Origin of the sequence: Antribacter soli, from assembly GCF_021568775.1 — a bacterium.
GTDB classification, from domain to species: domain Bacteria; phylum Actinomycetota; class Actinomycetes; order Actinomycetales; family Cellulomonadaceae; genus Antribacter; species Antribacter soli.
In genome coordinates, this window is record NZ_JAKGSG010000060.1 from 1 (window position 1) to 26,869 (window position 26,869).

Below are 26,869 nucleotides of genomic sequence, written 5' to 3' on the forward strand. Positions count from 1 at the left end.
GCGGGTGCCTCGTTCCTCGGCCCCCACCCTGCGCTGCACCTACGGCTCAGGCGCTGTCTTCGTTCGCCCGAGCCTGCGGTTCCGCTGCGGGCGGGTGCCTCGTTCCTCGGCCCCCACCCTGCGCTGCACCTACGGCTCAGGCGAGCAGCACCACGACGCCGTCGCCCGCCTCGGCGGACGCGGCGAAGAACGCGGTGAGCTCCTCGTACGGGACGCGAAGGCGGTCCGGCTCGTCGTCGGCGTGCTCGGACGGCTCCGGGCACACGTCGTCGTCGCACACGATGGCCACGTCGTAGCGACCGGCGATCTCCTCGAACGGCGTGGCACCCAGGACGTCCGCGGCCCTGCGCACCTCAGCGGGCTCGAGGTAACGCGCGGGTCCGAACCTAGGCTCGACCGGCAGCTCCAGCGCGGCCCCGCCCTGGATCACGTCGACCGGCAGGGCGGCGTCGGCCCGCAGCAGCCCGTGCAGCACGCCCCACGTGGTGCCGATGCTGAGATATCGCGCCTCGTGCGGCGGCAGGTCGAGCTCGGTCCACTCGGTCGCGAGTGCGTCGAGCCGTCGTTCCGCCCAGGCCGGCTCGGCCACGGCTCGCGCCAGCTCGGCTGCGTCGAGCCGGGCGTATTCGCAATGGATCATCCCCATGGCGGCACAACATAGCGGCAATGCCCCGGGCAACACATCGGTCTATTCCCGCCCTTTCGCTAGAAAACCAGCGCAAACGGGCGGACCAATTTCTGTTGCGGGCAGAGAATGTGCCGCTCCAACTCGGCAGAGAACGGCACATTCTCCGCCCACCGTGCGCGGGGCGACGGTGCGTCGCCCGCGCGGGGCGGTGCCGCCCGTGCACCGGGGGCGGGGGCGCGCCGATGCACCCGGGCGAGGGCGCGCCGGCGCACCCGGGCGGAGGCGCGCCGACGCACCCGGGCGGAGGCGCGCCGGGGATCAGACGAGGTCGCCCCGCCGCCGCATGTCGTCGCCGGACATCGAGTGCACAGCCTCGGTCGGCGTCCCCTCATCGTGCCAGCGCAGGGTCGCGCCCACCCCCTCGATGAGGTCGACGGACCCCTCGGGGGCGAAGGTGAGACCGGCGTCCTGGCCGATCGCCGACCGGACGAGCGCGATCGTCGCGGGGAGCTCCTCGAGCCGCTCCGTCACGCCGAGCGACTCGAGATCGCGGCGCGTGGGTGCGATGTCCAGCGGGCTGGGCCCGATCCACAGCTTGCGCGTGCCGAGCCGACCGTCCGTCGCGGCTTCGGTCGCGTACTCCTCGGCCAGCACCAGCTCCTTGACCTGCCCCCGCGCCAGGACCGAGACCACGTCGGCCAGCGACGTCACGGCTCCCGCCTCCCGGCCCAGCTCCTGGCGCAGCTCCGCCAGCACGAGCTCGCGCCGCCGCTCGCGGAAGCTGTCGAGCGCGTCCTCGACGTGTTCCTCGAACGTGTCGGCACGAACGCCCGCGCCGCGGCCGCCACCGTGCACCTCGACCGTGAGCTCGGCGACGGGTCGCACCAGCTCGGCCCGGACGAGCGGCACCGCGCGGACGTCACCGGTGAGCAGGACGATCTCCGGCCGGCCGGCCATGACCTGGCGCTCGACCTCGACGGCCACCGCCTCGGCGTTGCGCCCCCAGGAGTCCTCGGCACGCGACTCGATCCGGGCATGCTTCGTGTTGGGCGAGGACGTCTTGGCGATCTCGTCGTGCGAAGCCTCGAACGACCACGTCGTCTTGCCGCCGGTCCCCCAGCGCGCGAAGTCGGCGCCCTGCCGGTCCACGGTCACGCACAGCACCTCGACCGACTCGTCGGTGGCGAGTGCCGCCTGCAGCAGTGCCGGCACCGGCGCCCAGACGCCAGACGCGACCGCGGGCGGGCTCTTCACGACCCGGTCCACGAGCACACCGGTGTCGTCGGCGATGACGACCCTGCCGTGCGGGCCGCCGGCCCGGGTGGGCCGCAGGACCGCCGTCTCGACCTCGCCGAGGACGGCCTCGGGCGCTCCCTGGTGTACGAGGGACTTGCGCACCGCACGCCACCGGTTCGCCACGTCCCGGTCGCCGGCCTCCGCGGCCGGCGTTGCGTCGAGATAGAGGGTGGCGAACGGCCCCGGATGGCCGAGAAGGGGCTTGAGCCAGTCGATCTTCATACGCACCTCCCGAGGTGCGCCCGCCAGGTGCGGGCGTCCTTCCAGGGTGCGACGGATCGTCGCCAGGTGCCAACCCTGATCCGGTCACGGATCAGTACTCAATGTCCGATCTATCTCCAAGCGCGGGTCAAATCACCGACCGCGGTGGTCACAAGTCCCTTCAAGCGTACGTATCGAGCTCCGGAATGCCGGCGCCCTTGTGCTCACGCGCGATCCGCTCGTGGTGGCGGATGACCTCGTTCACGATGAACTGGCGGAACTGCACCGCGAAGTCGGGGTCGAGGCCGGACTCCTCGGCGATCCGCTTGAGGCGGTCGATCTGCTGCTGGTCGCGCGCCGGGTCGGCCGGCGGGAGGCCGCCCACCGCCTTGAGCTCGCCGACCTGGCGAGTGAGCTTGAACCGCTCCGCGAGCAGGTGCATCAGGGCGGCGTCGATGTTGTCGATGCTGCCGCGGAGCTGGAGGATCTCGGGCGGCATGCCGAACTGGGTCATGGGTCGAGGCTATCCCGGGGCACCGAGGTCCGGCCGGTCCGCTCAGGTACCGGCGGCGACCGTGCCGTGGGCCGGCGGGCGGCGGTACCACCAACCCGAGCGGGTACAGTCTCTCCCGGCGCGCAGGGGACCTGGCCAGCGCCGGCGCCGTTTCACCGCTCGACCAGACAACAGGAGACGACCGCATGACGACGCTAGCCTCGACGCCGGCCCTGGTGGATGTGCCCCCGAGCACGTCGATCAACACGATCCTCAGGGAGCGCGTGGCCCGGTCCGGCGAGGCGGTGCTGATCGAGCGGCGTGAGACGCCGTCAGGCCCATGGCTTCCGGTCACCGCGCGGGCGTTCGAGGACGAGGTGTTCGGCCTGGCCCGCGGCCTGGTGGCGCGCGGGATCAACCCGGGCGACCGGGTCGCCATCATGTCGCGCACGCGGTACGAGTGGACGCTCCTCGACTTCGCGATCTGGGCGGTCGGCGCCGTGCCGGTGCCCGTGTACGAGACGTCGTCCGCCGAGCAGGTGCAGTGGATCTGCTCCGACGCCGGCGTCCGGCTGCTCTTCGCCGAGTCGGCCCAGCACGCGGACGTGGTGGGCCGCGTGCGGCACAACCTGCCCCTGCTCGAGGAGATCCTCGTCGTCGACGACGGCGCGCTGACCGACCTGCGCGGCCTCGGCGCCCACCTGCCCGCCCTTGCCGTCACGGAGCGGCGTGACGCGGTCCGCCGGGACGACGTCGCCACGATCATCTACACCTCCGGGTCGACCGGCCGTCCCAAGGGCGCCGAGCTGACGCACGGCAACTTCGTGCACCTGGTGATGAACGCGGTGATCGGCGTGCCGGAGCTGCTGCGCGCCCCCGGCGCCCGCACGCTGCTGTTCCTCCCGCTCGCCCACGTGTTCGCGCGGTTCGTCGAGCTCGCCGTGATCGGTTCCCCGGCAGCGGTGCTGGCCCACTCCCCCGACGTGAAGAACCTCGTCGCGGACCTGGGGTCCTTCCGGCCCACGTTCCTCCTCGCGGTGCCGCGCGTCTTCGAGAAGGTCTACAACAGCGCCGAGCAGAAGGCCGGCTCCGGCCTCAAGCGGCGAGTCTTCCACTGGGCATCCGCGGTGGCCGGCCGGTACTCGCGCGCGCTCGACGCGGACTCCGTCTCCGCGGGCCTGCGCCTCCAGCACGCGCTGGCCGACCGGCTCGTGTTCAGTGCCCTGCGTACCGCCATGGGCGGCAGCCTGCAGTGGGCGGTCTCCGGCGGCGCCCCGCTGGGCGAGCGTCTGGGTCATTTCTACCGCGGGATCGGCATCACGATCCTCGAGGGCTACGGCCTCACCGAGACCACCGCCCCGACGTCCGTGAACCTGCCGGGTCGCACGATCATCGGCACGGTGGGCCCGCCGCTCTTCGGCACGGCGATCCAGATCGCCGAGGACGGCGAGATCCTGCTGGGCGGCCCGCACATCTTCCGCGGCTACCACAACCAGCCCGAGCTCACCGCGGAGGCGCTGGCCGGCGGGTGGTTCCACACCGGCGACCTCGGCTCGCTGGACGCGCATGGCTACCTGCGGATCACCGGGCGCAAGAAGGAGATCATCGTCACCGCCGGCGGCAAGAACGTCGCCCCGGCGGTGCTCGAGGACCGCGTGCGCGCGCACCCGCTGGTCAGCCAGGTCGTCGTCGTCGGCGACCAGCGCCCGTTCATCGGCGCCCTCGTCACGCTCGACGCCGAGATGCTGCCCGGCTGGTGCCGCACCCACGGGCTGCCTCAGCTCACCGTGGCGGAGGCGCGCGAGCATCCTGCCGTTCTCGAGGCGCTCGACCGGGCCGTCAACCACGCGAACGAGGCAGTGTCGAAGGCGGAGTCGGTCCGCAAGATCAGCGTGCTCGACATCGACTTCACCGAGGCCAACGGCTACCTCACGCCGTCGATCAAGGTGAAGCGGGCCGCCGTCATCGCGGACTTCGCCGACACGATCGACGCCCTCTACGGCGGCCCCGCGACGCCGACCGCCCCGACGACGGGCTCGCTGCGGGCGGTCGGTCGCTGACCTGCCCGCGGCCCTCTGCGGCCGAAGCAGTAACAAGACTGGAGCGGAGCCGGTCGGCTCCGCTCCAGTTTTCCTCGGTACGTCCTGCGGTCAGGCGCTCTTCTCGCGCGGGCGGGTGCCCCGGACCGGGCTCGTGCGCGGCACGATCGTCGGGTTCACGTTCTCCAGCACCACCTCGCGGGTGATGACCACGCGTTCGACGTCGTCCCGCGACGGCACGTCGAACATGACCTGCTGCAGCACCTCTTCCATGATGGCGCGCAGGCCGCGCGCCCCGGTGCCCCGCAGCAGGGCCTGCTCGGCGATGGCCTCCACGGCGCCCTCGTCGAACTCGAGCTCGACGCCGTCGATCTGGAACATGCGCTGGTACTGCTTCACGAGGGCGTTGCGCGGCTCGGTGAGGATACGCACGAGCGCGTCGCTGTCGAGCTGCGCGACGGACGCGATGACGGGCAGCCGGCCGATGAACTCCGGGATCAGGCCGTACTTCTGCAGGTCCTCGGGCCGGACCTCGGCGAAGAGGTTCTCGTCCGCGCCCGTCTCCATGGGGGCGCCGAAGCCGACGCCGCGCTTGCGCGACCGCGACGCGACGATGTCGTCCAGCCCTGCGAACGCGCCCGCCACGATGAACAGCACGTTCGTCGTGTCGATCTGGATGAATTCCTGGTGCGGGTGCTTGCGGCCGCCCTGGGGCGGCACGGAGGCGGTCGTGCCCTCGATGATCTTCAGCAGCGCCTGCTGCACACCCTCGCCGGAGACGTCGCGCGTGATCGACGGGTTCTCGGCCTTGCGGGCCACCTTGTCGACCTCGTCGATGTAGATGATCCCCGTCTCGGCCTTCTTCACGTCGTAGTCGGCCGCCTGGATGAGCTTGAGGAGGATGTTCTCGACGTCCTCGCCGACGTACCCGGCCTCCGTGAGCGCCGTGGCGTCCGCGATGGCGAACGGCACGTTGAGCATCTTCGCGAGGGTCTGTGCCAGGTACGTCTTGCCGGTGCCGGTGGGGCCGATGAGCAGGATGTTGGACTTCGCGATCTCCACGTGGTCCGTGTCGCTGCTGCTCGCCGTGCCGCGCGCCGCCTCGCCCGCCTGGATGCGCTTGTAGTGGTTGTAGACGGCGACGGCCAGGGCACGCTTCGCGTTGTCCTGGCCGATGATGTACTGCTCGAGGAAGTCGAAGATCTCGCGCGGCTTGGGCAGCTCCGTGAGTCCGAGCTCGGCTGCCTCGTTGAGCTCCTCCTCGATGATCTCGTTGCACAGGTCGATGCACTCGTCGCAGATGTACACACCTGGGCCGGCGATGAGCTTCTTGACCTGCTTCTGCGACTTGCCACAGAACGAGCACTTCAGCAGGTCCGCGCCGTCACCGATTCGCGCCACTACCCGTCTCCTCGCCTCAGCGCCCGGACCGGGCGTCCCGCGACCCGACCGGGCCTTGCGGATCCGCACCGTCAGGCGGTCCCACCACCATTCCACACCACCGGCGCCCTGTTGTCAGCCGGGCGCATCGGCGCGTCTCAGGTCCGCTTTTCACCACACCTGAGGAGTTTGTCACGCTGCAGGCGCTCTGTCGCCCTTTGCCCGCAACGCCGGTGGGCCGCCTCCGTGCGGGAGGCGACCCACCGGCGTCGGGCGCCACGTCACCGGCTGCCGACCGGCCGCTGACCGGCACGGACCGGTCAGCGAGCCGGGACAGGGAGCGGCTTGCGGCTCTCCAGCACCGTGTCGACCAGGCCGTAGTCCTTCGCCTGCGCGGCGGTGAGGATCTTGTCGCGCTCGATGTCGTCGCGAACCTCCTCGACCGTGCGGCCGGAGTGCTGCGACAGCGTCTCCTCGAGCCACTCGCGCATGCGGATGAGCTCGTTCGCGTGGATCTCGATGTCGGAGGCCTGGGCGTAGCCGCCGCCCTCCATCGCGGGCTGGTGGATCAGCACGCGCGCGTTAGGTAGCGCCAGGCGCTTGCCCGGCTGGCCGGCCGCGAGCAGGACCGCGGCGGCGGAGGCCGCCTGGCCCAGGCACACGGTCTGGATCTGCGGCTTGATGTACTGCATCGTGTCGTAGAGCGCCGTCATGGCCGTGAACGACCCGCCCGGCGAGTTGATGTACAGGATGATGTCGCGGTCCGGGTCCTGGCTCTCCAGGACCAGCAGCTGCGCCATGACGTCGTCCGCGGAGGCGTCGTCGACCTGGACGCCCAGGAAGATGATGCGATCCTCGAACAGCTTGGTGTACGGGTCCTGGCGCTTGAAGCCGTACGCGGTGCGCTCTTCGAACTGCGGCAGCACGTAGCGGCTGGACGGGGCGCCGTAGGGCAGCCCGAGGCCGCCCGGGCGGGCATAGCTGCCCGCGAGGCGCTCGGCTGCTGCGAGGAACTGGGACTCAGGGCTCACGGTGGTCTCCTCGAAAGTCGTGTCTGGTGAGGTAGGGGGCCGGTCAGGCGTTCATGCCGCCGCCGCCCGAGACCGCCGAGGCGTTCTCGACGACGTGGTCGATGAAGCCGTACTCGAGCGCCTCCGGGGCCGTGAACCAGCTGTCGCGGTCGTTGTCCTTGAGGATCTTCTCGAGCGGCTGCCCGGTCTGCTCCGCCGTGAGCTCGGCGAGCACCTTCTTCATGTGCATGATGAGCTGCGCGTTGATGCGCACATCTGTCGCGGTGCCGCCGATGCCGCCCGAGGGCTGGTGCATCATCACGCGGGCGTGGGGCGTCGCGTACCGCTTCCCCTTCGCGCCGGAGGAGAGCAGGAACTGGCCCATGGAGGCCGCCATGCCCATCGCGACGGTCGCGATGTCCGGCTTGATGAACTGCATGGTGTCGTAGATCGCCATGCCGGCGGTGATCGAGCCGCCAGGGCTGTTGATGTACAGCCAGATGTCCTTCTCGGGGTCTTCCGCAGCAAGGAGCATCATCTGCGCGCAGATGGCGTTGGCGTTCTCGTCACGCACCTCCGAGCCCAGCCAGATGATGCGCTCCTTGAGCAGCCGGTTATAGATGGAGTCGTTGAGGCCGAATCCCGGCCCGTCGGCCCGTGCCACCGGTCCGGCGTCCATCCGCAGCAGATCGTTCACGTCGAACTCCTCGGTTAAGACTTCCTGTGTCGATCGACCCTAACGTGGGAAGGGTCGCGGTCACTCCCTGTCACGGTGCCTTTTCGCCAACAGCGCATAGGTACCGCCCACGGCGAAATTCCGCCGTGTTCAGGCCCGTGCGGCGTCCGGGGCGTTGTCGCTGTGGGCGGAGAAGGTGCCGGGCCTGACGCCTTCAACCCGACACCTTCTCCGCCCACAGCGAGGGGCCTCACGCCGGGTCCGGAGAGACGACGATGCCCGACGCCGTCGGGCGCGATCCGTGCGGAAGGCGACCGACCGGCGTCGGGCATCGTCAGGGCGGTTCTCAGGCCTTGGCCGACTCCGTCGCGGTGTCCTCGGCAGCCTCGGAGGCCTGCGCGACGGCGGCCTCGAGGGCCTCCTGTGCGGCGTCGTCCTCGTCCGAGCCGATGAACTCGCTCAGGTCGACGACGCTGCCGTCGGCGTCCTTGACCTCGACCTTGCGCAGCGCGACCGCGAGCGCCTTCGAGCGCGCGACCTCGCCGACCATGGACGGGATCTGACCGTTCTGGTCGAGCGTCGAGATGAACTCGTTCGGGTCCATGCCGTACTGGCGCGACGCGCTCACCAGGTACTCGACGAGCTCGCCCTGGCCGACCTTGATCTCCAGCTTCTCGGCGAGGGTGTCGAGAAGGATCTGGTTCTTGATCGCCTTCGTGGCGTCCACGGTCACCTCGGCGCGGTGCGTGTCGTCCTCGAGGCGGCCCTCGGACTCGAGGTGGCGGTGCACCTCGGCCTCGACCACGCCGTTCGGGACGGGGATCTCGACGGCGCCGATCAGCGCCTCCAGGAGGGCGTCGCGGGCGACGACCGCCTGGTTCGACGTCTTGATGGAGGCCACCTGCGAGCGCAGGTCGTCCTTCAGCTCGTCGAGGGTGTCGAACTCGGAGGCGAGCTGCGCGAAGTCGTCGTCCGCCTCGGGCAGGTCGCGCTGCTTGACCGTCTGGGCGGTGACCGTGACCTCGGCCTCCTGGCCCTCGTGCTCGCCGCCGGCCAGCGGGGCGCGGAAGGTCGTGGTCTCGCCGGCGGACAGGCCGGTCAGAGCCTCGTCCAGACCGTCCAGCATGTTGCCGGAGCCGATCTGGTAGGAGACGCCGGAGACGGAGTCGACCTCCTCGTCGCCGATGAGCGCCTTGAGGTCGATGACGATGTAGTCGCCGTCGACGGCCGGGCGGTCGACGCCGACCAGCGTGCCGAAGCGCTCACGCAGCGCGTCGAGGCGCTCCGCGATGTCCTCGTCCGTCACGCTCGTCGACTCGACGGTCACGTCCAGGCCGTCGAGCTCGGGCAGCTCGATCTCCGGGCGCACCTCGACCTCGGCCGTGAACTTCAGCTGGCCCTCGCCGGCCTTGGCGGGGACCTCGGTCACGTCGACCTCGGGCTGGCCGAGCGGGCGCAGGCTCGCCTCGTTCGCGGCCTGGCGGTAGAAACCGGACAGGGCATCGTTCACCGCGTGCTCGATCACCGCACCCCAGCCGACGCGCTGCTCGATGATGCGCGGGGGGACCTTGCCCTTGCGGAAGCCGGGGACGTTCACCTGCTCCGCGATGTGCTTGTAGGCGTGGTCGATGCTCGGCTTGAGCTCGTCGTAGTCCACCTCGACGGTCAGCTTGACCTTGGTGGGATCCAGGGTCTCGACGGCGCTCTTCACTTCGATGGTCTCCAGAGGACGGGGAATGGGATTGCGTGCAACCGGCGCACGGGCAACCCGTCCATGGTACGCGCGTACCGGTGGATACTCGAACCCGGAGGCTGTGCGCCCGGCGACCGGTCACCAGTCCCAGGTGAAGCCGACGATGGCACGTTCCATGACGGACACGAAGCGCTGCACCGACAGCTCGTCGTCGAGCTCGACGGGCTCCAGCGACGTCGGGTCGCCCTCGAGGTCGTCCCACTCCGCCCACCAGACCTTGCCGGGCACGAGCGCCTGGTCGAACTCGACCTGCATCCGCAGGCTCTCCAGGCGGCCGAACACCGCCCGCCGGTACACCCGCGGCGGCGGCTCCCGGTACCGGAACGACGTGCGGTACTCGACCGACGCGGTCTCCCCCGCCGCGAGCGTCCGCCTCAGGTGGATGTCGACGGCATGGAAGTGGTCGTCCAGCCGGTACAGCGGGCTCAGGGTCCCGCCCCGCAGCACCTCGATCTCGACGTCCGTGGTGTCGAAGCGGTAGCGGACGACGTCGAGCCCGTCGACGAGCGCCTCGACGACCTGGCTCGTGACGTGCTCGCGAGGCCGTCCGTCCGGACCGATGCGGTGCGTCTCGTACACCGTCACCGAGCGATACCGCTCCGGGCCCGAGCCCTCCGGGCTGCCCTTGGGCGCGCGCGCCCGGCCGGCGACCACCCGCGAGCGCGGGACCGCCCCCAGCAGCAGGGCCCACAGGGTCTCGGCCTCGTCCCGACGGAACCCGAACGCGTCCACGAACCAGGTCAGCGTCTGCGGGCTCAGCACCTCCCCGCGCAGCGCGCGGGCCACCCGGTCCTTGAGCGAGTCCTCCGGGATGTCCAGGCCGTCCGCCCAGACCACGGGCGCGAGCACGCGGCACACCGCACGATGGTTGATCTCGTCGCCGCGCAGGCGTGTGGCGCGCGCCTGCCACTGGCGGCGGTACGGCCCCGGCCGGCCGAGCAGCTCGCAGAGGTACCGTGCCGCCTCGCGCGCGTCGTTGGTCACCCCGCCTCCCCGTCCGCCGTCGTGTCGCGGCTCTCCCGCCGCTGTGCGATCGTCCTGCGACATAAGGACCGTAACGTCCATCGCAGCATGAGGCGAAATTCCCACGCCGGGTCCCGATGATGTGACCCGGCGTGTTCAGCGAACAAGGGGGTGCTCTGTGCCGGATACCGTCGTACGACCGCGCCCCCGCACCGTGTCCGCCGGCGTCGTCGCGCACGACCTGCGCTCCGCGGCCGTCGCGCAGGCGGCGCTTGCCGCTCAGCCCGGCCTCGAGGTCGTCGGCTCCGCTCTCAACGTGGGCACGCTGCTGCACCGCACCGGCCCGTTGAAGGCCGTCGCCCTCGAGGTACCGCCCGTCGACGACGTCGACGTGATGCTCCTCGCGACCTGTCTGCTCGCGACCGGGGCGGCCGTCGTCTGCTTCACGCTCGCCGACACCGACGTGCCCCAGCAGGCCCAGCTCGTCGCCGCAGGGATCGCCCTCGTGGGGGTTGCGCAACTGCCGCGCGAGCTGCTCATGTCGGCGCTGCTGCCCCTTCCTCAGTCTCCCGCCTGGCCCGGCGCCCGCCTCTGGTGATGCCGGCCGGGTGATGCCCGGCCGAGCCAAGCCCCGCCCCGCGGACCGCCCCCCAACCGGGCCGCGGGGCGGTCTTCGGTTGCCGCCGCGCCTCGGGGTCGTGCGGACCCCTGCGGCGCCTCATCCCCGCGCGAGCGCGCGGGCGATCCGCCGGGCGTCGATCGCCATCTCCCGGAACATCCCGCTCAGCGGGTTCGTGTACCCGGTGAACCAGAGCCCCGGCGCCGCCGCACGGCCGCCGGTCGCGACGGGCACGCCGCGGTCGCCGAGCACGCCCAGGTGCCCGACCAGCGGCTCCAGCCCCCGCGCGTACCCCGTCGCGGCCAGCACGACGTCGGGCGTCGCACGGCTGCCGTCAGCGAGCAGGACGGCGTCGCCGTCGAACCCCGTCACGGCCGGCACCACCTCGACCCGGCCTGCGAGGACCGCGTCGACCAGCCCGACGTCCTGCACCGGGATCGCGCCCTGCTGCACCCGCGTGTACAGGCCCTCCGCCGGCACCGGCAGCCCCACGTGCGTCAGGTCGGGGACGCTGGCGCGCCGGACCGGACCGGCCATCCGGTCGACGAGCCCCACGGGCAGCCGTCGCACCAGGATGCCCGTGTACTGAGCGGCCCACGGGCCTTGCGACCGCCGGACGATGTGCGGCGGCGTGCGCACCGCCAGCCGGACGCGCGCCGCCCCGCCGTCGACCAGGTCGACGGCGATCTCCGCGCCCGTGTTGCCCACGCCCACCACGAGCACGTCGCGCCCCGCGTAGGGCGCGGCGTCGCGGTAGGCGCTCGCGTGCACCAGCTCGCCGGTGAACCCGTCGCGACCTGGCCAGTCCGGCGCGAGCGGGGTGTGGTTGTAGCCGGTCGCGACGACGACCGCACGCGCCTGCCGCTCCTCGCCGGACGCGGTGCGCAGCAACCAGCCGCCGGACCTGGCGGGATCAGGGTCGATGCGGGTGACCTCCACGCCCGTCTCGACGTCGAGCCCGTGGCGCGCGGAGTACGTCTCGAGGTAGCGGACGACGTCGGCCCGCGCGACCCAGCGGCCGTACGCCCGCGGGATCGCAAGGCCGGGCAGGCCGGAGAACCGGCGCGTGGTGTGCAGGTGGAGCCGCTCGTAGTGGCGCCGCCACGATGCGGCCACCGAGTCCCGCTCCAGGACCGTCACGCCGAACCCGCGGGCCTGGAGCGCGGCCGCGGCCGCGAGGCCACCCGGTCCGGCACCGACGACGTACACCGTGTCCATCCCGGAAGAGTAGCGGCGGGGCGGCCTGCGCAGGAGGTGCGTAGCGGGCGAATCGTGCACAGCGGGACGTCCCCGGTTGACATCCGGCCCGGCCGTCGGATGAGAGAGTGGGGCCTCGTGGAACCTCAGGTGGTGGTGGCCGGCCCGGCGTCGTGGAACACCCTCGTGCGGCTCGACCGCCTTCCAGAACCCCGCCCGCAGACGGTGTTCGCCCGCGAGACGGTTCGCACGCTCGGCGGGACGAGCGCGGGCAAGGCGCTCCACCTTGCCGATCTCGGCATGCGCGTGCGGCTCGTCACGACCGTCGGCACCGACGCCGAGGCGGACCTCGTGCTGGGCGCGCTCGACCGCGGCGGCATCGAGCTCGTCGCACGACGCACGGACGGGCCCACCGAGCAACACCTGAACCTCATGACGGATGCCGGCGAGCGTGTGTCGATCTATCTCGCGACGGCGGAGCCGGCCGGACCGCCGTCGGCCGAGGTCCTGGCGGGTGCCGGGCACGTCGTCCTCGACCTGAGCACCGCCGGGCTGGAGCTCCTGCCCGCCGCCCGCGCGAGCGGGGCGACGCTGTGGACAGACCTGCACGACTACGACGGCGTCGCCGAGTTCCACCGCCCGTTCGCCGACGCCTGCTCGCACGTGTTCCTCAACGACGACGGCACGCCCGACCACAGGGCCGTCATGGAGGGCCTCCTGGCCCGCGGCGCGACGACCGTCGTGTGCACGCTCGGCGCCCGCGGCGCGGTCGCGCTCACCGCGGACGGCTGGTCCACGTGCCCGGCCGAGCCGGTCGACGTCGTCGACACGAACGGGGCCGGCGACGCCTTCTTCGCCGGGTTCCTCGTCGCCCACCTACGAGGCGAGAGCACGACCGCGTGCCTGCACGCGGGCGCCCGCCAGGCCGTGCGGGCCCTGCGCTCGCGCCACCTGAGCCCGCTCCTGGACGAGGTCCACCCGGCCGGGTAGACCCGTCGAGCGCGGCTCACGGGCGGTCCCACTCGACGACGAGCCGGCCGCTCCTCTGCGTCACCTCCGTGCCGAACGTGGCACAGGCGCGCCGGAACCGGTCGGTGATCCAGCGAGCCTCGTCCGGTGCAGCGAGGCGGGTGAAGCAGTTGTCCAGCGCCAGGGGGACGCCTTCGAGCCGGACGAGCCGCCCGTCGTCGTCGAAGGTCACGAGGAACAGGAGCCCCAGATCGTTGCGCAGGCGGGGGTCGGTCGCGTAGTCGTCGATGAAGTCGCCGAGGTCGTACACGACGGAGTCGTCGACACCGTGGAAGACGTGGGCGGAGTGCCCGGCGACGAGGGTGGCGCCGGCCACCCGGAAGGTCGTCGCTGCCACCCGCACGTGCGGGACGGGATGGGTGACCATGTTCGGGCCCCAGTGCGGAGTCACGAGGACGACGTCGGTGTCCAGCCCGCTGATCGTGTCGAGCAGCCAGGTCGCCGACCCGTGCTCGAGGTCCGCGAACGCGACCCCCGGGCGGCCGGGACCCGCGGCGTAGTCGGCCGGGTGGTCGGTGACGGCCACGACCCCGACCCTGAGGCCGGCGGCCTCGAGGACGATCGGGGCGCGGGCGGCAGCCTCGTCGGCACCGGCACCGACCCAGCCGATCCCGGCATCGGCGAGGTGGCCGAACGTGTCGAGGAGCGCTTCCGCGCCGAAGTCCAGGGCATGGTTGTTGGCGAGGGTCACGCAGCTCACGCCGAGGTGCCGGAGCACCTGGGCCGCGACCGGTGGGGCGCGGAAGAAGAACGGCTTGTCCGGGTCGGGCCACGGTGCGCCGCGATCCGAGACGACGCACTCGAGGTTGAGCACGAACAGGTCCGCCTCGTGCGCGACGGCCACGAGCTCGTCGCTGAACAGCGTGGTCGGCGCGACGACCGCGAGGCGTTGGGCGACCTTGCGGCCCAGCATGGTGTCGCCCGCCAGTGCGACCTTCACGGTCGGCCCGCCCGGGGCGCCGGAGCGAGGTGGCGGGTGAACCAGTCCCGGGCCGCTTCGGCGGCAGTCTCGAGCGTGCCGGGCTCCTCGAAGAGGTGAGTGGCACCGGGGACGACGGTGAGGTGGTTCTCGCACCCCCGGAGCTGGGCCTGCGCCTGGCGGTTGAGGTCGAGCACGACGTCGTCGGCGCCTCCGACGACGAGCAGCGTGGGGGCCGTGACCATCGGCAACCGGGCGGCCGCGAGGTCGGGGCGACCGCCGCGCGACACGACGGCGGCGATGCCGGCGTCGGGTTCGGTCGCGGCCCACAGGGCGGCCGCGGCACCGGTGCTGGCCCCGAAGTAGCCGACGGACAGCTTGTCGAGGCCGGGCTGGGTGCGCAGCCACCGGGTGGCGTCGACGAGACGCTGAGCCAGGAGGCCGACGTCGAACACGTTGGCGCGGTCCCGCTCTTCTTCGGCGGTGAGCAGGTCGAAGAGGAGCGTGCCGAGCCCGGCCTGGTTGAGGACGGTGGCGACGTAGCGGTTGCGGGGGCTGCGCCGGCTGCTTCCGCTGCCGTGCGCGAACACCACGACCCCGGCCGCCACGTCGGGCACGGTGAGGCGGCCGCCGAGGCGGACGGGCCCGGCGTGCACCGTGACCTCCTCGTCCTGCGAGGGCGGGTCGTCGCCCGCGGTGCCCGGCGCCGTCGTCGTCGCTCCTGCGCTCGCCCGCTCCAGGCATGCGATGACCTCGTCGTCGGAGGTCTGGGAGAAGTCGACGTAGTACTCGCTGATCGCGGAGAAGTGGTCGGGGGTGTCCAGGCAGACGAGCTCGTCGGCGTCGCCGCCGAGTCGGGCGGTCCAGTCGGGCGGCGCGACCGGCACGGCCAGCACCACCCGGCCTGCACCGTGCGCCCGGGCCACCTGGCAGGCCGCCCGGGCCGTCGAGCCGGTGGCGATCCCGTCGTCGACCACCACCGCGGTACGGCCCGCCAGCGGCACGCGCGGACGGTCGCCACGGAACCGCAGCGCGCGGCGCTCCAGCTCGCCCCGCTCGCGCGACTCGACGTCGGCGAACTGGTGCTCCGAGACGCCGACCTTGCGGACGATCTCGTCGTTGACGATCCGGACGCCGTCCTCGCCGAGGGCACCCATCGCCAGCTCGGGCTGGAACGGCACCCCGACCTTGCGGACCAGGATCACGTCCAGCGGCGCGCCGAGCGCCGTCGCGACCTCGAAGGCGACCGGGACACCGCCTCGTGGAAGGCCGAGCACGACCACGGGTTCGTCTCGCAGGCGCAGGAGCTTCGTCGCCAGCTTCCGGCCGGCGTCCACGCGATCAGCAAAGGCCATGGCCGCACCACCTCACTCCAAGCCTGCCTCCACGCCGTGCTCGAGGCACGGGTAGGGGCGGTGGCCACCAAGGAGATGCGCCTGCCGATTCCCGAATGTCGCGATAAGCGGCAGACTCAGAGAGGAACCGGACGACAGGAGGCTTGACGATGGCGTTCGACGCGCCTGCCGGTACCGAGCCCACGATGCCGGAGCGGGGTGTGCGGCATGCGCCCCGGATCGAGGAGCTGCTCGCCCTCGTGCGCAGCCGCGGCCGGATCGAGGTGAGCGAGTCGGCCCGCCTGCTGTCCGTCTCGCAGGAGACCGTGCGCCGCGAGCTGCGCAAGCTGGAGGCGCAGGGCCTGGTGCGACGCAGCTACGGGCTCGCGTTTCCCGTGGAGACGAGCTCGTTCGAGACGGCGTTGTCGGAGCGCCGGCAGAGCTTCCCGGAGGAGAAGGCACGGATCGCGGCGGAGGCGGCGCGACACCTGGGCGAGGCGCAGACGATCTTCGTCGACGAGGGCTTCCAGCCGCTCCTCGCCGCGCGGGCCCTGCCGCGGGACCGCGAGCTGACGGTGCTCACGTCGTCCCTCCCGGTCGCTACGGAGCTGTCGGCCAGGCCGAACGTGCAGGTCATCATGATCGGCGGGCGGGTGCGCGGCAAGACGCTCGGCGTCGTCGACGGCAGTGCCGTGGACATGATCCGCACGTTCCGCCTCGACCTCGGGCTGATCGGCGCGAACGGCGTCACCATCGAGGACGGGCTGACCACGCCCGACCCCGCGGTCGCGCGCGTCAAGGCCGCCGCGATCGAGGTGAGCCGGCGGCGGATCTTCATCGGGGCGCACCACAAGTTCGGCGTCACCAGCTTTGTCCGGTTCGCGGGGCTGGAGGATTTCGAGGCGATGATCACCGGCACGCAGCTCAGCTCCGTCCGTGCGCGCGCCTTCCACGCGGCCGGGGCGAACATCGTCCAGGTGTGAGACGAGCGCTCCCCGAGCGTGACCGATTGGCCTGCGGGGGGCACCAGTTCGTGCCCGGTTCGAGACCGGTTCCGCCACGCCCGAACGGACGAGGATCGAGCCCCGGAGCGCCGCAACCCGGGCAGACCGGCCCACCCCTCAAGCCTCGTCGGACCGCCTGCAGGACGGGACCCTCCGGCGTCCGACGTCGGGCCGCGCAATACCGCGTGCGTTTCCGCAATCCCGGTGACCGTTTCGAAAACACCGTGATTGACCCCCATTCCGGCCCCGCCTGAGCATGTTCCAGTCCGCGTTTCACGACAGGACGACATCTCACGCCATCCCACGACGAAGTGACGAGAAGGGTCAAAGCAATGATGCTCACGAGGATCTGGCGCCACAAGGCCGCGCCCGCCGGGCTCGCGGTCGGTGCGCTGGCCCTGGCGCTGACCGCCTGTTCATCCTCCGGCGATGCCGGAGGAGGCGCCGGAGGCGACGTCAAGCTCACCATCGCGACGGTGAACAACCCGCAGATGCAGGACATGGAGGAGCTCAAGAGCCACTTCGAGGAGGACAACCCGGGGATCACCGTCGAGTTCGTCACCATGGAGGAGGGGGACCTGCGTGCAGCGGTGACTGCCGACGTCGCCTCCGGTGCCGGCCAGTACGACATCGTCACCGTCGGCGCCTACGAGGTCCCGCAGTGGGGTGCACAGGACTGGCTCCTGGACCTCACCGAGTCCCTCGAGGGGGATGCCGCGTACGACGTGGACGACATCCTGCCCCCGCTTCGTGACGCACTCTCGGTCGACGGCAAGCAGTACGCGGTGCCGTTCTACGGGGAGTCGTCGATCCTCATGTACAACAAGGCTATGTTCGCCGAGGCGGGCATCGAGATCTCGAACAACCCGACCTGGCAGGAGGTCGCGGAGTACGCGGCCGTCCTGGACACCGACGAGCACGCGGGCATCTGCCTGCGCGGCAAGCCCGGCTGGGGCGATCTCTTCGCTCCTCTGACCACGGTCGTGCAGACCTTCGGTGGCAACTGGTACGACGAGAACTGGGACGCCCAGGTGAACTCGCCCGAGTTCGTGGAGGGCGTCGAGTTCTACGTCGATCTCCTCACCGAGCACGGGCAGGCGGACCCGGTGTCCTACAGCTTCACCGAGTGCCTGAACCTCCTGAGCTCCGGCAAGGTCGCCATGTGGTACGACGCTTCTGTCGCGGCGTCGATCCTCGAGGACCCCGAGGCGTCCGAGGTCGCGGGCCAGATGGGTTACACCCACGCCCCCGTGTACAAGACCGAGGAGTCCGGCTGGCTCTGGTCGTGGAACCTCGCGATCCCGAAGACGACGAAGAACCCCGAGGCCGCGACCACGTTCGTGAAGTGGGCCACGAGCAAGGAGTACCACCAGCTCGTCGGCGAGGAGCTGGGCTGGACCCGCGTCCCGCCGGGCGCGCGCACGTCCACCTACTCCATCCCCGAGTACCAGGAGGCAGCGGCCGCGTTCGCTCCGATCACCCTCGAGGTGATGGAGAGCGTGAACCCCGAGCAGCCGGGCGTGGACCCACAGCCGTGGGTCGGGATCCAGTACGTCCCGATCCCGGAGTTCCAGGACGTCGGCAACCAGGTGGCGCAGCTCGTCGCTGACGCGATCGCCGGCCGTACCACGGTCCAGGACGCCCTCGACCGCGGGCAGGACATCGCCCAGACCGCCGGCGACCTGCAGAAGTAGTCCGCAACGACGGGCCGATGCTCTCGGGTTCACCTGGCACGAGGTGCCAGGTGAACCCGGGAGCCGGCCGGAGGCGACATGACCAGCAACCCTGAAACGACATCACCGCGAGGTCCCGCTGTGGACACGAGCACCGCACCCAAGCCCCGCGGGATCGGGAACGGCGCGCGATCGAGGCGAGACGCACAGCCCGTCGCCGCCGGCGCGGCCGCCAAGCAGACAGCGAGGCTCGCCCGCGGCCTCGTCCTGCCCGGCATGACCTTCACGATCCTGCTGACCCAGATCCCGTTCGTCGTGACGATCGTCTTCTCGTTCCTGCGATGGAACCAGCTGCGTCCCGACGAGATCCGCTTCACGGGCTGGGACAACTACGCCGTCGTCTTCACCCGACCGGAGTTCCTCTCGTCCCTCGGCGCAACCGTCATCATCACGGGCTCGGCGGTCCTGCTGTCCTTGGTGTTCGGCCTGTTCCTCGCAGTCCTGCTGGACCGCAAGTTCCGCGGACGCGGCCTGGCCCGCACCCTGGCCATCACGCCGTTCCTGGTCATGCCCGCCGCCGCAGCGCTCGTGTGGAAGTGGCTCATGCTCGACTCCAACGTCGGCATGGTCAACTGGTCCCTCGGGCTGCTCGGGATCGACCCCGTGCAGTGGAACACCAACTTCCCGCTGGTCACCATCGTCGCCGTCCTGGTGTGGCAGTACACGCCGTTCATGATGCTGATCCTGATGGCCGGCCTGCAGAGCCAGGGCGGGGACGTGCTCGAGGCGGCAGCCGTCGACGGCGCCGGACCGGCCCGCATCTTCTGGTCCCTGACCCTGCCCCACCTGCGGCCCTATGCCGAGATCGCGACCCTCCTCGGGTCGATCATGCTGCTACAGGTCTTCGACCCGATCGCGATCATGACCAAGGGCACCGGCGGCACGAAGACCCTGTCCTACCTGCTGTACGAACGAGCCTTCATCGGCCTGGACATCGGCCAGGCCGCCGCGTTCGGCGTCATCGCCGTCATCGTCACCATCGGCGTCGCGATGATCGCGCTGCGCAGCACGTTCTCCATCTTCGTCGAAGGGAAGGTGCGCTGATGCGGATCTTCAGGGAAAGCCTGATCACCACCCTGACGTGGCTGATCGTGCTCCTGCTCTTCTTCCCGGTCGCGTGGATGGTCATCACCGCCCTCAAGTCCGAGAACGACGCCGCGGCCATCCCGCCCCGGTTCGACGCCGCCCTCACCCTGGACCAGTTCCGGGCGGTGATCGACACCGGGATCGGCGACTACCTCACCAGCTCCTTCATCGCGAGCGTCGGATCCACCCTCCTGGTCCTCGCCCTGTCCATCCCCGTGGCGTACGGGCTGTCGATCCGGCCCATCGTCAAGATCCGGGACGTGCTGTTCTTCTTCATCTCCACCCGGTTCCTGCCCGCCGCCGCATCCATCCTGCCGATCTTCATCATCCTCAAGACCCTCGGCCTGCTGGACAACATCAACGTGATGCTCCTGCTCTACACCGCGATGAACCTCCCCATCGCCGTCTGGATGATGAGGTCCTTCTTCAACGAAGTACCCGAAGAGATCGTCGAAGCAGCCCGCCTGGACGGCGCGAACCTCCGCACCGAGCTCATCCGCGTCGTCCTGCCCATCGTGCTACCCGGCGTCGCCGCCGTCGCACTGATCTGCTTCATCTTCGCCTGGAACGAATACTTCCTCGCGAACATCCTCACGACCGTCGACGCCCGCACCGTCCCACCCTTCCTGGCCAGCTTCGTCTCCGGCCGTGGGCAGTTCCTCGCCATCCTCTCGGCCGCATCGACCCTCGCCGTCCTTCCGGTCGTGCTCGCCGGCTGGCTCGCCCAGAAGCAGCTCGTCCGCGGCCTGGCCATGGGGGCAGTCAAGTGAGCCTGAACCTCCGCAGCCCGCTCGGGTCTCTGGCCGGCACGGACGCGCCCGGCGTCGACCTGCCCTCGTACGACCGCTCCGGCATCCAGATGGGCATCGTCCACCTAGGCGTCGGCGGCTTCCACCGCGCTCACCAGGCGCTGGCGATCGACGACCTGCTGCGCCGTGGCGAGGCCCGCGAGTGGGGCATCTGCGGCGTCGGCCTGCTGCCCGGCGACGCCGCGATGCGCGACGCGCTGAACTCGCAGGACGGTCTCTACACCCTCGTGACGAAGCACCCCGACGGCAGGCTCGACGCCCGCGTCATCGGCAGCCTCGTCGAGTACCTCTTCGCGCCGGACGACCCGGAGGCGGTGCTGGAGCGCCTCGCCGACCCGGCGACCCGCATCGTGTCCCTGACCATCACCGAGGGCGGCTACAACTTCGACCAGGTCACCGGCGAGTTCGACGCGACGACGCCCGCCGTCGTCGCGGACGCCCGTCCGGGGGCGGTCCCGACCACCGTGTTCGGCTACGTGGTAGAGGCCCTGGCCCGTCGCCGGGCGCGCGGCCTGGCGCCCTTCACGGTGATGTCCTGCGACAACGTGCAGGGCAACGGCGAGAAGGCGCGGACCGTCTTCTCTGCCTTCGCGGCCCTGCGCGACCCGGAGCTCGGGCGGTGGGTGCACGACGCCGTCGCGTTCCCCAGCTCGATGGTGGACCGCATCACCCCCGTGACCACCGACGAGGACCGCGAGCTCGTCCGCGAGCGCCTCGGCGTCGAGGACCGGTGGCCCGTGGTGGCGGAACCGTTCTTCCAGTGGGTGCTGGAGGACCGGTTCCCGCTCGGCCGGCCGCCGTTCGAGGACGCGGGCGTCCAGCTCGTCGAGGACGTGGAGCCGTACGAGCTCATGAAGCTGCGGCTGCTCAACGCCAGCCACCAGGCGATCGCGTACTTCGGGTGGCTGAGCGGCTACCGGTACGCACACGAGGCGGTCGCGGACCCGGTCGTGGCGACGTTCGTGCGCGACTTCATGGACCGCGAGGCGACGCCGACGCTGCGGCCGGTGCCCGGCGTCGACCTCGACGCGTACAAGACGACGCTCCTCGAGCGGTTCGGGAACCCGGCGGTGCGCGACACGCTCGCGCGGCTGTGCGCTGAGTCGTCGGACCGCATCCCGAAGTGGCTGGTGCCGGTGGTGCGCGAGCAGCTCGTCGCCGGGGGCGAGGTCGCCCGGTCCGCCGCCGTCGTCGCGAGCTGGGCCCGCTATGCCGAGGGCGTCGACGAGCAGGGCGAGCCGATCGACGTGGTCGACCGGCTCGCGGACGAGCTCGTCCCGCTCGCCCGGTCGCAGCGCGACGACCCGGTGGCGTTCCTGCGCAACCGTGCGCTGTTCGGGTCGCTGGCCGAGGAACCGCGCTTCGTCGAGGCGTACCTCGACGCGCTCGGGTCCCTGCACCGCGTCGGCGCCCACGCGACGTTGGAGGCACTCGTCGCCGGTTCTCGGCGGTCGGGCTGAGCGACGGGCGGCTCGACACGACCTGAACTGGTCGCGGCTGCTCAGCCCGGCCAGGCTGCCGGCGTCGACCAGGTAGTTGTTCACGATCTGGACCTCAGAACGTGAACAACTACCTGGTCGTCTCGGCGCTGCCGAGGATGTCGTCGCCGTCGAGGTCACCGGCCGCGAGCGCGGCGTCGTAGCCGGACGGGAACGTCACGGCGTGGACCAGCCAGCGACCTCCGCTGTAGTCGGTGTCGCCGGGCGCGGCCTCTGCCACGTTGAGCTGGTGGCCGCCGAGGTCGTAGATGACGTCGAACGAGTGGACCGGCGCCCCGGTACCGGACAGGTCGTTGGGCGTCGCGACGGTTCGGTACGCCACCCCGTCGACGTAGAACGCCTCCCCGCTCACACCGGCCTGGGCAGCCGCGGCGGGCGGCAGCACGGCGCCGGCCGCGAGTGCGACCGTGCCGACGGCGGCGAACACTCGGGTGCGGTTCATGGTTCTCCCCTCTCCGGCCGGCCCGTGCGGCCGGCTCTCCTCCACCTCACCGCGGCACGGCTGCCAGTTCCATGACGGCGGTCTTACCCCGTGCTGACAAGGTGGTGACGCGCCTGCCTGCCGGCTCCGACAACAGTCCTCACCCCACGTGCCCGCGCCTACGCTGGGTGCGTGGCCCGGGTCCTCGTGGTGGACGACGACGTCACCGTCGCCGAGGTGGTGGTGGCCTACCTGGAGCGCGCCGGGCTCGCGGCTGAGCACGCCGCCGACGGGCCTACGGCCCTCGAGGCAGCGGCCGCCCGGCCGCCCGACGCCGTCGTGCTCGACGTCATGCTCCCAGGCCTCGACGGGATCGAGGTATGCCGCCGGCTGCGGGCCGTCCGGCCCGGTCTGCCCGTGCTCATGCTCACCGCGCGCGGCGAGGAAGAGGACCGGATCCTCGGGCTCGAGGTCGGCGCCGACGACTACGTGACCAAGCCGTTCAGCCCCCGCGAACTCGTGCTGCGCGTGCGGTCGCTGCTGCGGCGCGCGCTCCCAGATCCCGACCCCCGCGCGACGCCCGACGGCGACCCGGGGCACGTACTGCCGTCGGGCACGCTACGCGACGGCGACCTGGTGCTCGACGCCACGGCCCACCGCGTGCTGCGCGACGACCGGGAGCTGCAGCTCACCGTGCGCGAGTTCGACCTGCTGCACTATTTCCTCGCCCACCCGGGTCAGGTGCACGACCGCGAGACGCTGCTGCGCGAGGTGTGGGGCTGGGAGTTCGGCGACCGCTCGACCGTCACGGTGCACGTGCGACGGCTGCGGGAGAAGGTCGAGGCCGACCCGTCGCACCCGACCCGGCTCGTGACGGTGTTCGGCGTCGGGTACCGCTGGGACGCGTCGGTGCCCGCTCGCACGCAGGCCCAGGTTGGTGCGCCGTGAGCCCCGTGCTCGAGGGCGTCGCGCTGTCGGCCGGGGTGGCCGCGGGGGTGGGCGCGCTCGGAGCCGTCGTCGTGCTCACCGTCGGCCGACGGCGGCCCACGTCCGCGGCGGTGCTGGCGCCGCTCGTGGTGGTCGGGTCGGTCGCGGCCGCCGTCTACGCCAGCGCGCGGGCAATGTTCCTGTCCAAGGGCGACTCCGCGACCGTGCTCTGGCTGCTGCTCGCTGCAGTGCCCGTAGCGCTGGGGGTCGGGCTCGCGCTGGCAGTGCGCACGCAACGAATCTCCGCGGAGCGGACGGCGGCACTCGCGGCGCGAGACCGGGACCGTGAGATCGAGAAGCGCCGGCGCGAGCTCGTCGCGTGGGTGTCGCACGACCTACGCACGCCCCTGGCCGCAGTGCGCGCGCTCGCCGAGGCACTCGAGGACGGGGTCGCCGAGCCGGCCGTGGCCGTCAAGGGCATCCAGGCCGAGAACCTGCGCATGAGCGAGATGGTCGACGACCTGCTCGCGCTGTCGCGGCTGCAGTCCGCGGGACTTGAGCTGCGCCGCGACCCGGTCGCGGTGGGCGACCTTGTTTCAGACGCGCTCGCGGCCGCAGCGCCGTTGGCGGACGCCGCGAGGGTGACGCTGTCTGGCGAGGTCGAGTCGCCCGTGGTGGCGCGGGTCGACGCGCGTGAGGTGGCCCGGGCGCTGACCAACCTGGTCGCCAACGGCGTCCGGCACACCCCCGTGGGCGGTGCAGTGCGCGTACGGGTGAGTGCTTCGGGGCGCGGGGCCGACGGCGGCCCGGCGAGCACCGCCGTCGTCCAGGTCACCGACGGGTGCGGCGGCATCCCGGCCGGCGACCTGGCTCGGGTGTTCGACGCCGGTTGGCGCGGAACCGCCGCGCGGACGCCCGGAGTCGGCGGAGCCGGCATCGGGCTGTCGATCGTGCGCTCGGTAGCGGACGTGCACAGCGGGAGCGTCATCGTCGAGAACGTGACACTGCCCGACGGCGGCACCGGCTGCCGCTTCACGCTGACTCTCCCCACGTGACTCGTGACCGTACCTGGGCATGGGTCCCGCTGCTCAGCGTCGCGGAGGTGCGTCGTGCAGAGCGCGCGTAACCAGGTGACGGGACCCCGAGGATCGGTCCGATGACCTGACCTGCCGGTAGGGGCCTTGGAAGGCCCCTACGCGACGCCGGGTTTAGTTGGTGTCCCACCGCCACGAGGCCCGCACCGCGGCACCGAGGCAGATGGCTCCGAACAGGACGAGGACTGCTCTTGGGTTCACGCCTGCTGCTGGGCGCAAACGCCTTCACGGTCCGGGCTGGTCGCCGTGCTCGCCGACCGTGCGGTGCGGGGCCAGGTCCAGGCGTACCTCAGGATGAGGGCGAGAACGATCAGTTCCAGTACGACGCCAAGGCCGTAGAAGTACAGCCAGAACCCGCCAGCCACGTTGAATACCGTGACGGGGACGTAGAGCGCGGCCACGGCGAGGTTCGCGATGCGGCTCACGCGGGCGGGCAGCGTCATCGACAGCACGACCATGAAGATCGGGATGGCCATGAGGGTCAGCGCCGTGGTCGAAAAGGTCTGGGAGAGGTCGAACTCGAAGACCCGGCCGTCGAGGATGTCTTCGACGATGCCGGGCGTGAAGAAGCCGAGAATGTCCACGTAGGCGTACAGGAACATGAAGCTTGTCCACGCTGCGGCGAGCTTGGCTCTCACCGGGATCCGCTGGTCTTCCAGTGTGGTGGTGGGCTGACGTGTGCTCATCATGGGCTCCGTTGTCGTGGTGAGGATCGGTGGGTCCACGCTCGCTGAGCCCGGCGGCGGGCGCACCGGCCCGGAGGCCGGAGTTCACCTGGCCGATGGCATGGTCTCTCTCTCGTACTTTCGGCCGGTACGCCGAGGCACGCCGATCCCTAGGCTGGAGCCGTGGTCACCTTCCGGCGCTCCATCTGGCATGAGCCGCGGCCTGCTGACGCCCCACCCATCGGTCGGCTCGACTGGCTGCTGGTGGGCGTGTTCGCGGCCGCCGCCCTGGTCGAGGGCATCGTTCGGCCGGGCTTGGCCTGGCGACCCCTTGTGACGGTGCTCGCCCTGGCGCTGGTGCCCGCCCTGCTCTGGCGGCGGGGTCGCCCCCTCATGGCCGCCCTGGTCGGGTGGGGCGTCGCCGGGCTGCTCTCGGTCCTCCAGCTGACTGCGCACGCCGGGAACCTCGGCCTCTACTCCATGATGGCCGTCCTGATCCTGCTCTACTCCCTGGTGCGGTGGGGCTCGGGACGGGAGATGGTCTTGGGGACGGCGTTCGTGACAGTCGTCGTCGCGCTCGGGATGTACGCCTCCTCCGCGGGCTGGGCCGACGTTTTCGGCGGGAGCGTCCTCTTGCTGTTGTTCGTCGCCCTCGCGGCGGTGTTCCGCTACCGCGCGGACCTCTGGCATCGCCAACAGCGCGAGATCCGCAATCAGGAGCGGGTGGCGCTGGCGCGCGAGCTGCACGACACCGTGGCCCACCACGTCTCGGCCATCGCGGTGCAGGCGCAGGCCGGTGGCGTGGTCGCCGGCACCCAGCCTGAGAAGGCTGCCGAGGTCCTGGCCGCGATCGAGTCTGAAGCGTCGCGAACCCTGGCGGAGATGAGATCCATGGTGCGGGTGCTGCGTGAGGAGGAAGCCGTCGCCTACTCACCGCAGCTGGGTGTCGCGGACCTGCCTGCTCTGGCGCGCGCCGACGCGACGCCGACCGTCGAGGTCTCGCTGAACGGTTCGTTGACCCGGCTGGCACGACCCGTGGACGCCGCGCTCTACCGGCTCGCGCAGGAGTCGCTGACCAACGCCGTACGGCACGCCCGGAGCGCGACCCGCGTCGGGATCGACGTACGCCGGGAGGGCGACGCCGTCAGGCTGCGTGTCAGCGACGATGGACAGACCGAGCCAGGGCCGGCCCCGGAGCCTGGGTTCGGCCTGCTGGGCATGGCCGAACGCGCCCAGCTCCTCGGCGGATCGCTCTCCGCGGGGCCGAGGCCCGAGGGCGGCTGGGTGGTCGAGGCCGTGCTGCCGGTGGAGGCGCTGGCATGACCATCCGTGTTGTCGTGGCCGACGACCAGGACTTGGTCCGGACCGGGCTGGTGATGATCCTCGGCGCGCAACCCGACCTCGAGGTCGTGGGGGAGGCAGCAGACGGGCTCGCAGCGCTCGACCTGGCGACCCGGCTGCGTCCCGATGTCCTCCTCGTCGACATCCGGATGCCCGGGCTCGACGGCGTCGAGGTGACGCGGCGCCTGGCCGGGCCAGACGTGACGGACCCGATGGCGGTCGTCGTGATCACCACCTTCGACCTCGATGAGTACGTCCTCGGCGCCCTACGCGCCGGCGCCCGCGGCTTCCTGCTCAAAGACGCCGGGCCGGAGCTCCTCGTGCAGGCCATCCACGCGGCGGCCAACGGGGACGCGCTGATCGCCCCCAACGTCACCCGCCGGCTGCTGGCGACCTTCGCCGACCAGGCACCGGGGGTACCGGTCCAGCCCATCGACCCGCTCACCGAGCGCGAGGAGGAGGTGCTCGCGCTGGTGGCCCGGGGCCGGACCAACGCCGAGATCGCCACCGCGCTCTTCGTCGGCCTGAGCACGGTCAAGACCCACGTCGCATCGTTGATGACCAAGCTCGGCGCCCGCAACCGCGTCGAGATCGCGATGTGGGCATACGACACCAGACGCGTGAGAGCCGGTTAGTGGTTACGGATCGCAGCGTGGGCCCGTGGGAGCGCTCGGCGGGACATACCGGACAGCGCGGCTCGAGCCATCCGCAGCAGCGCTCGTGGACCGGGTGTGTGGACAGGTCCTGAGCGGT

The 26,869-nt window shown here is 71.3% G+C and carries 25 protein-coding genes; 12 read left to right on the top strand and 13 right to left on the bottom strand.

Going from position 1 to position 26,869, the window contains the following annotated elements; translation table 11 throughout:
• Positions 1 to 136 precede the first annotated feature (136 nt).
• The 3 genes from L1785_RS20800 to L1785_RS20810 all read right to left on the bottom strand — a co-directional run bounded on the left by L1785_RS20800 (position 137) and on the right by L1785_RS20810 (position 2,639).
• A complete protein-coding gene (locus L1785_RS20800; RefSeq protein WP_236090631.1) occupies positions 137 to 646 on the bottom strand; it encodes a DUF1877 family protein in 510 nt (169 codons plus the stop codon).
• A 300-nt stretch (positions 647 to 946) separates the two neighbouring features.
• Positions 947 to 2,146, bottom strand: a complete 1,200-nt coding sequence (locus L1785_RS20805; RefSeq protein ID WP_236090630.1) for a baeRF2 domain-containing protein — start codon at positions 2,144 to 2,146, stop codon at positions 947 to 949.
• 160 nt (positions 2,147 to 2,306) lie between these two features.
• The gene (locus tag L1785_RS20810) at positions 2,307 to 2,639 is read right to left on the bottom strand and encodes a chorismate mutase (protein WP_236090629.1); all 333 of its coding nucleotides are present in this window, start codon (positions 2,637 to 2,639) and stop codon (positions 2,307 to 2,309) included.
• 185 nt (positions 2,640 to 2,824) lie between these two features.
• Between L1785_RS20810 and L1785_RS20815 the strand changes: the two genes are divergently transcribed.
• A complete protein-coding gene (locus L1785_RS20815) occupies positions 2,825 to 4,678 on the top strand; it encodes an AMP-dependent synthetase/ligase (protein WP_236090628.1) in 1,854 nt (617 codons plus the stop codon).
• 90 nt (positions 4,679 to 4,768) lie between these two features.
• Here the strand turns inward: L1785_RS20815 and clpX are convergent, their stop codons facing one another.
• The 5 genes from clpX to L1785_RS20840 form a co-directional block, all read right to left on the bottom strand.
• Positions 4,769 to 6,058 (bottom strand): ATP-dependent Clp protease ATP-binding subunit ClpX, encoded by a 1,290-nt coding sequence (gene clpX, locus L1785_RS20820; protein ID WP_236090627.1) that lies wholly within the window; start codon positions 6,056 to 6,058, stop codon positions 4,769 to 4,771.
• Between the two features lie 299 nt (positions 6,059 to 6,357).
• The gene (locus L1785_RS20825) at positions 6,358 to 7,068 is read right to left on the bottom strand and encodes an ATP-dependent Clp protease proteolytic subunit (protein ID WP_308113368.1); all 711 of its coding nucleotides are present in this window, start codon (positions 7,066 to 7,068) and stop codon (positions 6,358 to 6,360) included.
• Between the two features lie 43 nt (positions 7,069 to 7,111).
• On the bottom strand, positions 7,112 to 7,726 hold the full coding sequence (locus L1785_RS20830) for an ATP-dependent Clp protease proteolytic subunit (RefSeq protein WP_236090713.1): 615 nt from the start codon (positions 7,724 to 7,726) through the stop codon (positions 7,112 to 7,114).
• A gap of 343 nt (positions 7,727 to 8,069) precedes the next feature.
• On the bottom strand, positions 8,070 to 9,434 hold the full coding sequence (tig, locus tag L1785_RS20835; protein ID WP_236087367.1) for a trigger factor: 1,365 nt from the start codon (positions 9,432 to 9,434) through the stop codon (positions 8,070 to 8,072).
• A gap of 120 nt (positions 9,435 to 9,554) precedes the next feature.
• Positions 9,555 to 10,460, bottom strand: a complete 906-nt coding sequence (locus tag L1785_RS20840) for a hypothetical protein (RefSeq protein WP_236087369.1) — start codon at positions 10,458 to 10,460, stop codon at positions 9,555 to 9,557.
• A 157-nt stretch (positions 10,461 to 10,617) separates the two neighbouring features.
• Here L1785_RS20840 and L1785_RS20845 point away from each other — a divergent pair, with 157 nt between their 5' ends.
• Entirely contained in the window at positions 10,618 to 11,037 is a 420-nt protein-coding gene (locus tag L1785_RS20845) for a hypothetical protein (RefSeq protein WP_236087370.1), read from the top strand.
• A 120-nt stretch (positions 11,038 to 11,157) separates the two neighbouring features.
• On the opposite strand, the gene L1785_RS20850 is transcribed toward L1785_RS20845, so the two are convergent.
• A complete protein-coding gene (locus L1785_RS20850) occupies positions 11,158 to 12,276 on the bottom strand; it encodes a flavin-containing monooxygenase (protein ID WP_236087371.1) in 1,119 nt (372 codons plus the stop codon).
• A gap of 117 nt (positions 12,277 to 12,393) precedes the next feature.
• Here L1785_RS20850 and L1785_RS20855 point away from each other — a divergent pair, with 117 nt between their 5' ends.
• On the top strand, positions 12,394 to 13,245 hold the full coding sequence (locus L1785_RS20855) for a carbohydrate kinase family protein (RefSeq protein WP_236087373.1): 852 nt from the start codon (positions 12,394 to 12,396) through the stop codon (positions 13,243 to 13,245).
• A 16-nt stretch (positions 13,246 to 13,261) separates the two neighbouring features.
• On the opposite strand, the gene L1785_RS20860 is transcribed toward L1785_RS20855, so the two are convergent.
• Entirely contained in the window at positions 13,262 to 14,224 is a 963-nt protein-coding gene (locus tag L1785_RS20860) for a CapA family protein (RefSeq protein WP_236087375.1), read from the bottom strand.
• The gene (locus tag L1785_RS20865; RefSeq protein ID WP_236087376.1) at positions 14,221 to 15,558 is read right to left on the bottom strand and encodes a phosphoribosyltransferase family protein; all 1,338 of its coding nucleotides are present in this window, start codon (positions 15,556 to 15,558) and stop codon (positions 14,221 to 14,223) included. Before L1785_RS20865 ends, L1785_RS20860 begins: the two co-directional genes overlap by 4 nt.
• Positions 15,559 to 15,707: 149 nt before the next feature.
• Here L1785_RS20865 and L1785_RS20870 point away from each other — a divergent pair, with 149 nt between their 5' ends.
• From L1785_RS20870 to L1785_RS20890, 5 genes are all read left to right on the top strand, one after another.
• Positions 15,708 to 16,520, top strand: a complete 813-nt coding sequence (locus tag L1785_RS20870; RefSeq protein ID WP_236087377.1) for a DeoR/GlpR family DNA-binding transcription regulator — start codon at positions 15,708 to 15,710, stop codon at positions 16,518 to 16,520.
• A 353-nt stretch (positions 16,521 to 16,873) separates the two neighbouring features.
• On the top strand, positions 16,874 to 18,235 hold the full coding sequence (locus L1785_RS20875; RefSeq protein WP_236087378.1) for an ABC transporter substrate-binding protein: 1,362 nt from the start codon (positions 16,874 to 16,876) through the stop codon (positions 18,233 to 18,235).
• A gap of 120 nt (positions 18,236 to 18,355) precedes the next feature.
• On the top strand, positions 18,356 to 19,318 hold the full coding sequence (locus L1785_RS20880; protein WP_236087379.1) for a carbohydrate ABC transporter permease: 963 nt from the start codon (positions 18,356 to 18,358) through the stop codon (positions 19,316 to 19,318).
• Positions 19,318 to 20,130, top strand: coding sequence for a carbohydrate ABC transporter permease (locus L1785_RS20885; protein ID WP_236087380.1), 813 nt, complete (start codon positions 19,318 to 19,320; stop codon positions 20,128 to 20,130). The genes L1785_RS20880 and L1785_RS20885 overlap by 1 nt, the downstream gene beginning before the upstream one ends.
• Before the next feature lie 2 nt (positions 20,131 to 20,132).
• Complete coding sequence (locus L1785_RS20890) at positions 20,133 to 21,629, top strand: mannitol dehydrogenase family protein (RefSeq protein ID WP_504861687.1); 1,497 nt, start codon at positions 20,133 to 20,135, stop codon at positions 21,627 to 21,629.
• A gap of 109 nt (positions 21,630 to 21,738) precedes the next feature.
• Here L1785_RS20890 and L1785_RS20895 read toward each other — a convergent pair whose 3' ends face one another.
• Complete coding sequence (locus L1785_RS20895) at positions 21,739 to 22,110, bottom strand: hypothetical protein (RefSeq protein WP_236087381.1); 372 nt, start codon at positions 22,108 to 22,110, stop codon at positions 21,739 to 21,741.
• A gap of 171 nt (positions 22,111 to 22,281) precedes the next feature.
• Between L1785_RS20895 and L1785_RS20900 the strand changes: the two genes are divergently transcribed.
• On the top strand, positions 22,282 to 23,037 hold the full coding sequence (locus L1785_RS20900; protein WP_236087382.1) for a response regulator: 756 nt from the start codon (positions 22,282 to 22,284) through the stop codon (positions 23,035 to 23,037).
• Entirely contained in the window at positions 23,034 to 24,071 is a 1,038-nt protein-coding gene (locus tag L1785_RS20905; RefSeq protein ID WP_236087383.1) for a sensor histidine kinase, read from the top strand. The genes L1785_RS20900 and L1785_RS20905 overlap by 4 nt, the downstream gene beginning before the upstream one ends.
• Positions 24,072 to 24,307: 236 nt before the next feature.
• On the opposite strand, the gene L1785_RS20910 is transcribed toward L1785_RS20905, so the two are convergent.
• On the bottom strand, positions 24,308 to 24,796 hold the full coding sequence (locus tag L1785_RS20910; protein WP_236087384.1) for a DUF6326 family protein: 489 nt from the start codon (positions 24,794 to 24,796) through the stop codon (positions 24,308 to 24,310).
• Positions 24,797 to 24,958: 162 nt separating this feature from the next.
• On the opposite strand from L1785_RS20910, the gene L1785_RS20915 reads away from it, so the two are divergent.
• Complete coding sequence (locus L1785_RS20915; RefSeq protein ID WP_236087385.1) at positions 24,959 to 26,098, top strand: sensor histidine kinase; 1,140 nt, start codon at positions 24,959 to 24,961, stop codon at positions 26,096 to 26,098.
• Positions 26,095 to 26,751, top strand: coding sequence for a response regulator (locus L1785_RS20920; RefSeq protein WP_236087386.1), 657 nt, complete (start codon positions 26,095 to 26,097; stop codon positions 26,749 to 26,751). The genes L1785_RS20915 and L1785_RS20920 overlap by 4 nt, the downstream gene beginning before the upstream one ends.
• The last annotated feature ends 118 nt before the right edge of the window (positions 26,752 to 26,869 follow it).

Excerpts from the sequence above, each read along its gene's own strand:
- L1785_RS20910 (WP_236087384.1), bottom strand. The coding sequence starts at position 24,796 with ATGAGCACACGTCAGCCCACCACCACACTGGAAGACCAGCGGATCCCG.
- L1785_RS20920 (WP_236087386.1), top strand. The coding sequence starts at position 26,095 with ATGACCATCCGTGTTGTCGTGGCCGACGACCAGGACTTGGTCCGGACC.
- L1785_RS20895 (WP_236087381.1), bottom strand. The coding sequence starts at position 22,110 with ATGAACCGCACCCGAGTGTTCGCCGCCGTCGGCACGGTCGCACTCGCG.
- L1785_RS20850 (WP_236087371.1), bottom strand. The coding sequence starts at position 12,276 with ATGGACACGGTGTACGTCGTCGGTGCCGGACCGGGTGGCCTCGCGGCC.
- L1785_RS20875 (WP_236087378.1), top strand. The coding sequence starts at position 16,874 with ATGATGCTCACGAGGATCTGGCGCCACAAGGCCGCGCCCGCCGGGCTC.
- L1785_RS20810 (WP_236090629.1), bottom strand. The coding sequence starts at position 2,639 with ATGACCCAGTTCGGCATGCCGCCCGAGATCCTCCAGCTCCGCGGCAGC.
- L1785_RS20870 (WP_236087377.1), top strand. The coding sequence starts at position 15,708 with ATGGCGTTCGACGCGCCTGCCGGTACCGAGCCCACGATGCCGGAGCGG.
- L1785_RS20830 (WP_236090713.1), bottom strand. The coding sequence starts at position 7,726 with ATGGACGCCGGACCGGTGGCACGGGCCGACGGGCCGGGATTCGGCCTC.
- L1785_RS20800 (WP_236090631.1), bottom strand. The coding sequence starts at position 646 with ATGGGGATGATCCATTGCGAATACGCCCGGCTCGACGCAGCCGAGCTG.
- L1785_RS20815 (WP_236090628.1), top strand. The coding sequence starts at position 2,825 with ATGACGACGCTAGCCTCGACGCCGGCCCTGGTGGATGTGCCCCCGAGC.
- L1785_RS20885 (WP_236087380.1), top strand. The coding sequence starts at position 19,318 with ATGCGGATCTTCAGGGAAAGCCTGATCACCACCCTGACGTGGCTGATC.
- L1785_RS20865 (WP_236087376.1), bottom strand. The coding sequence starts at position 15,558 with ATGGCCTTTGCTGATCGCGTGGACGCCGGCCGGAAGCTGGCGACGAAG.
- L1785_RS20805 (WP_236090630.1), bottom strand. The coding sequence starts at position 2,146 with ATGAAGATCGACTGGCTCAAGCCCCTTCTCGGCCATCCGGGGCCGTTC.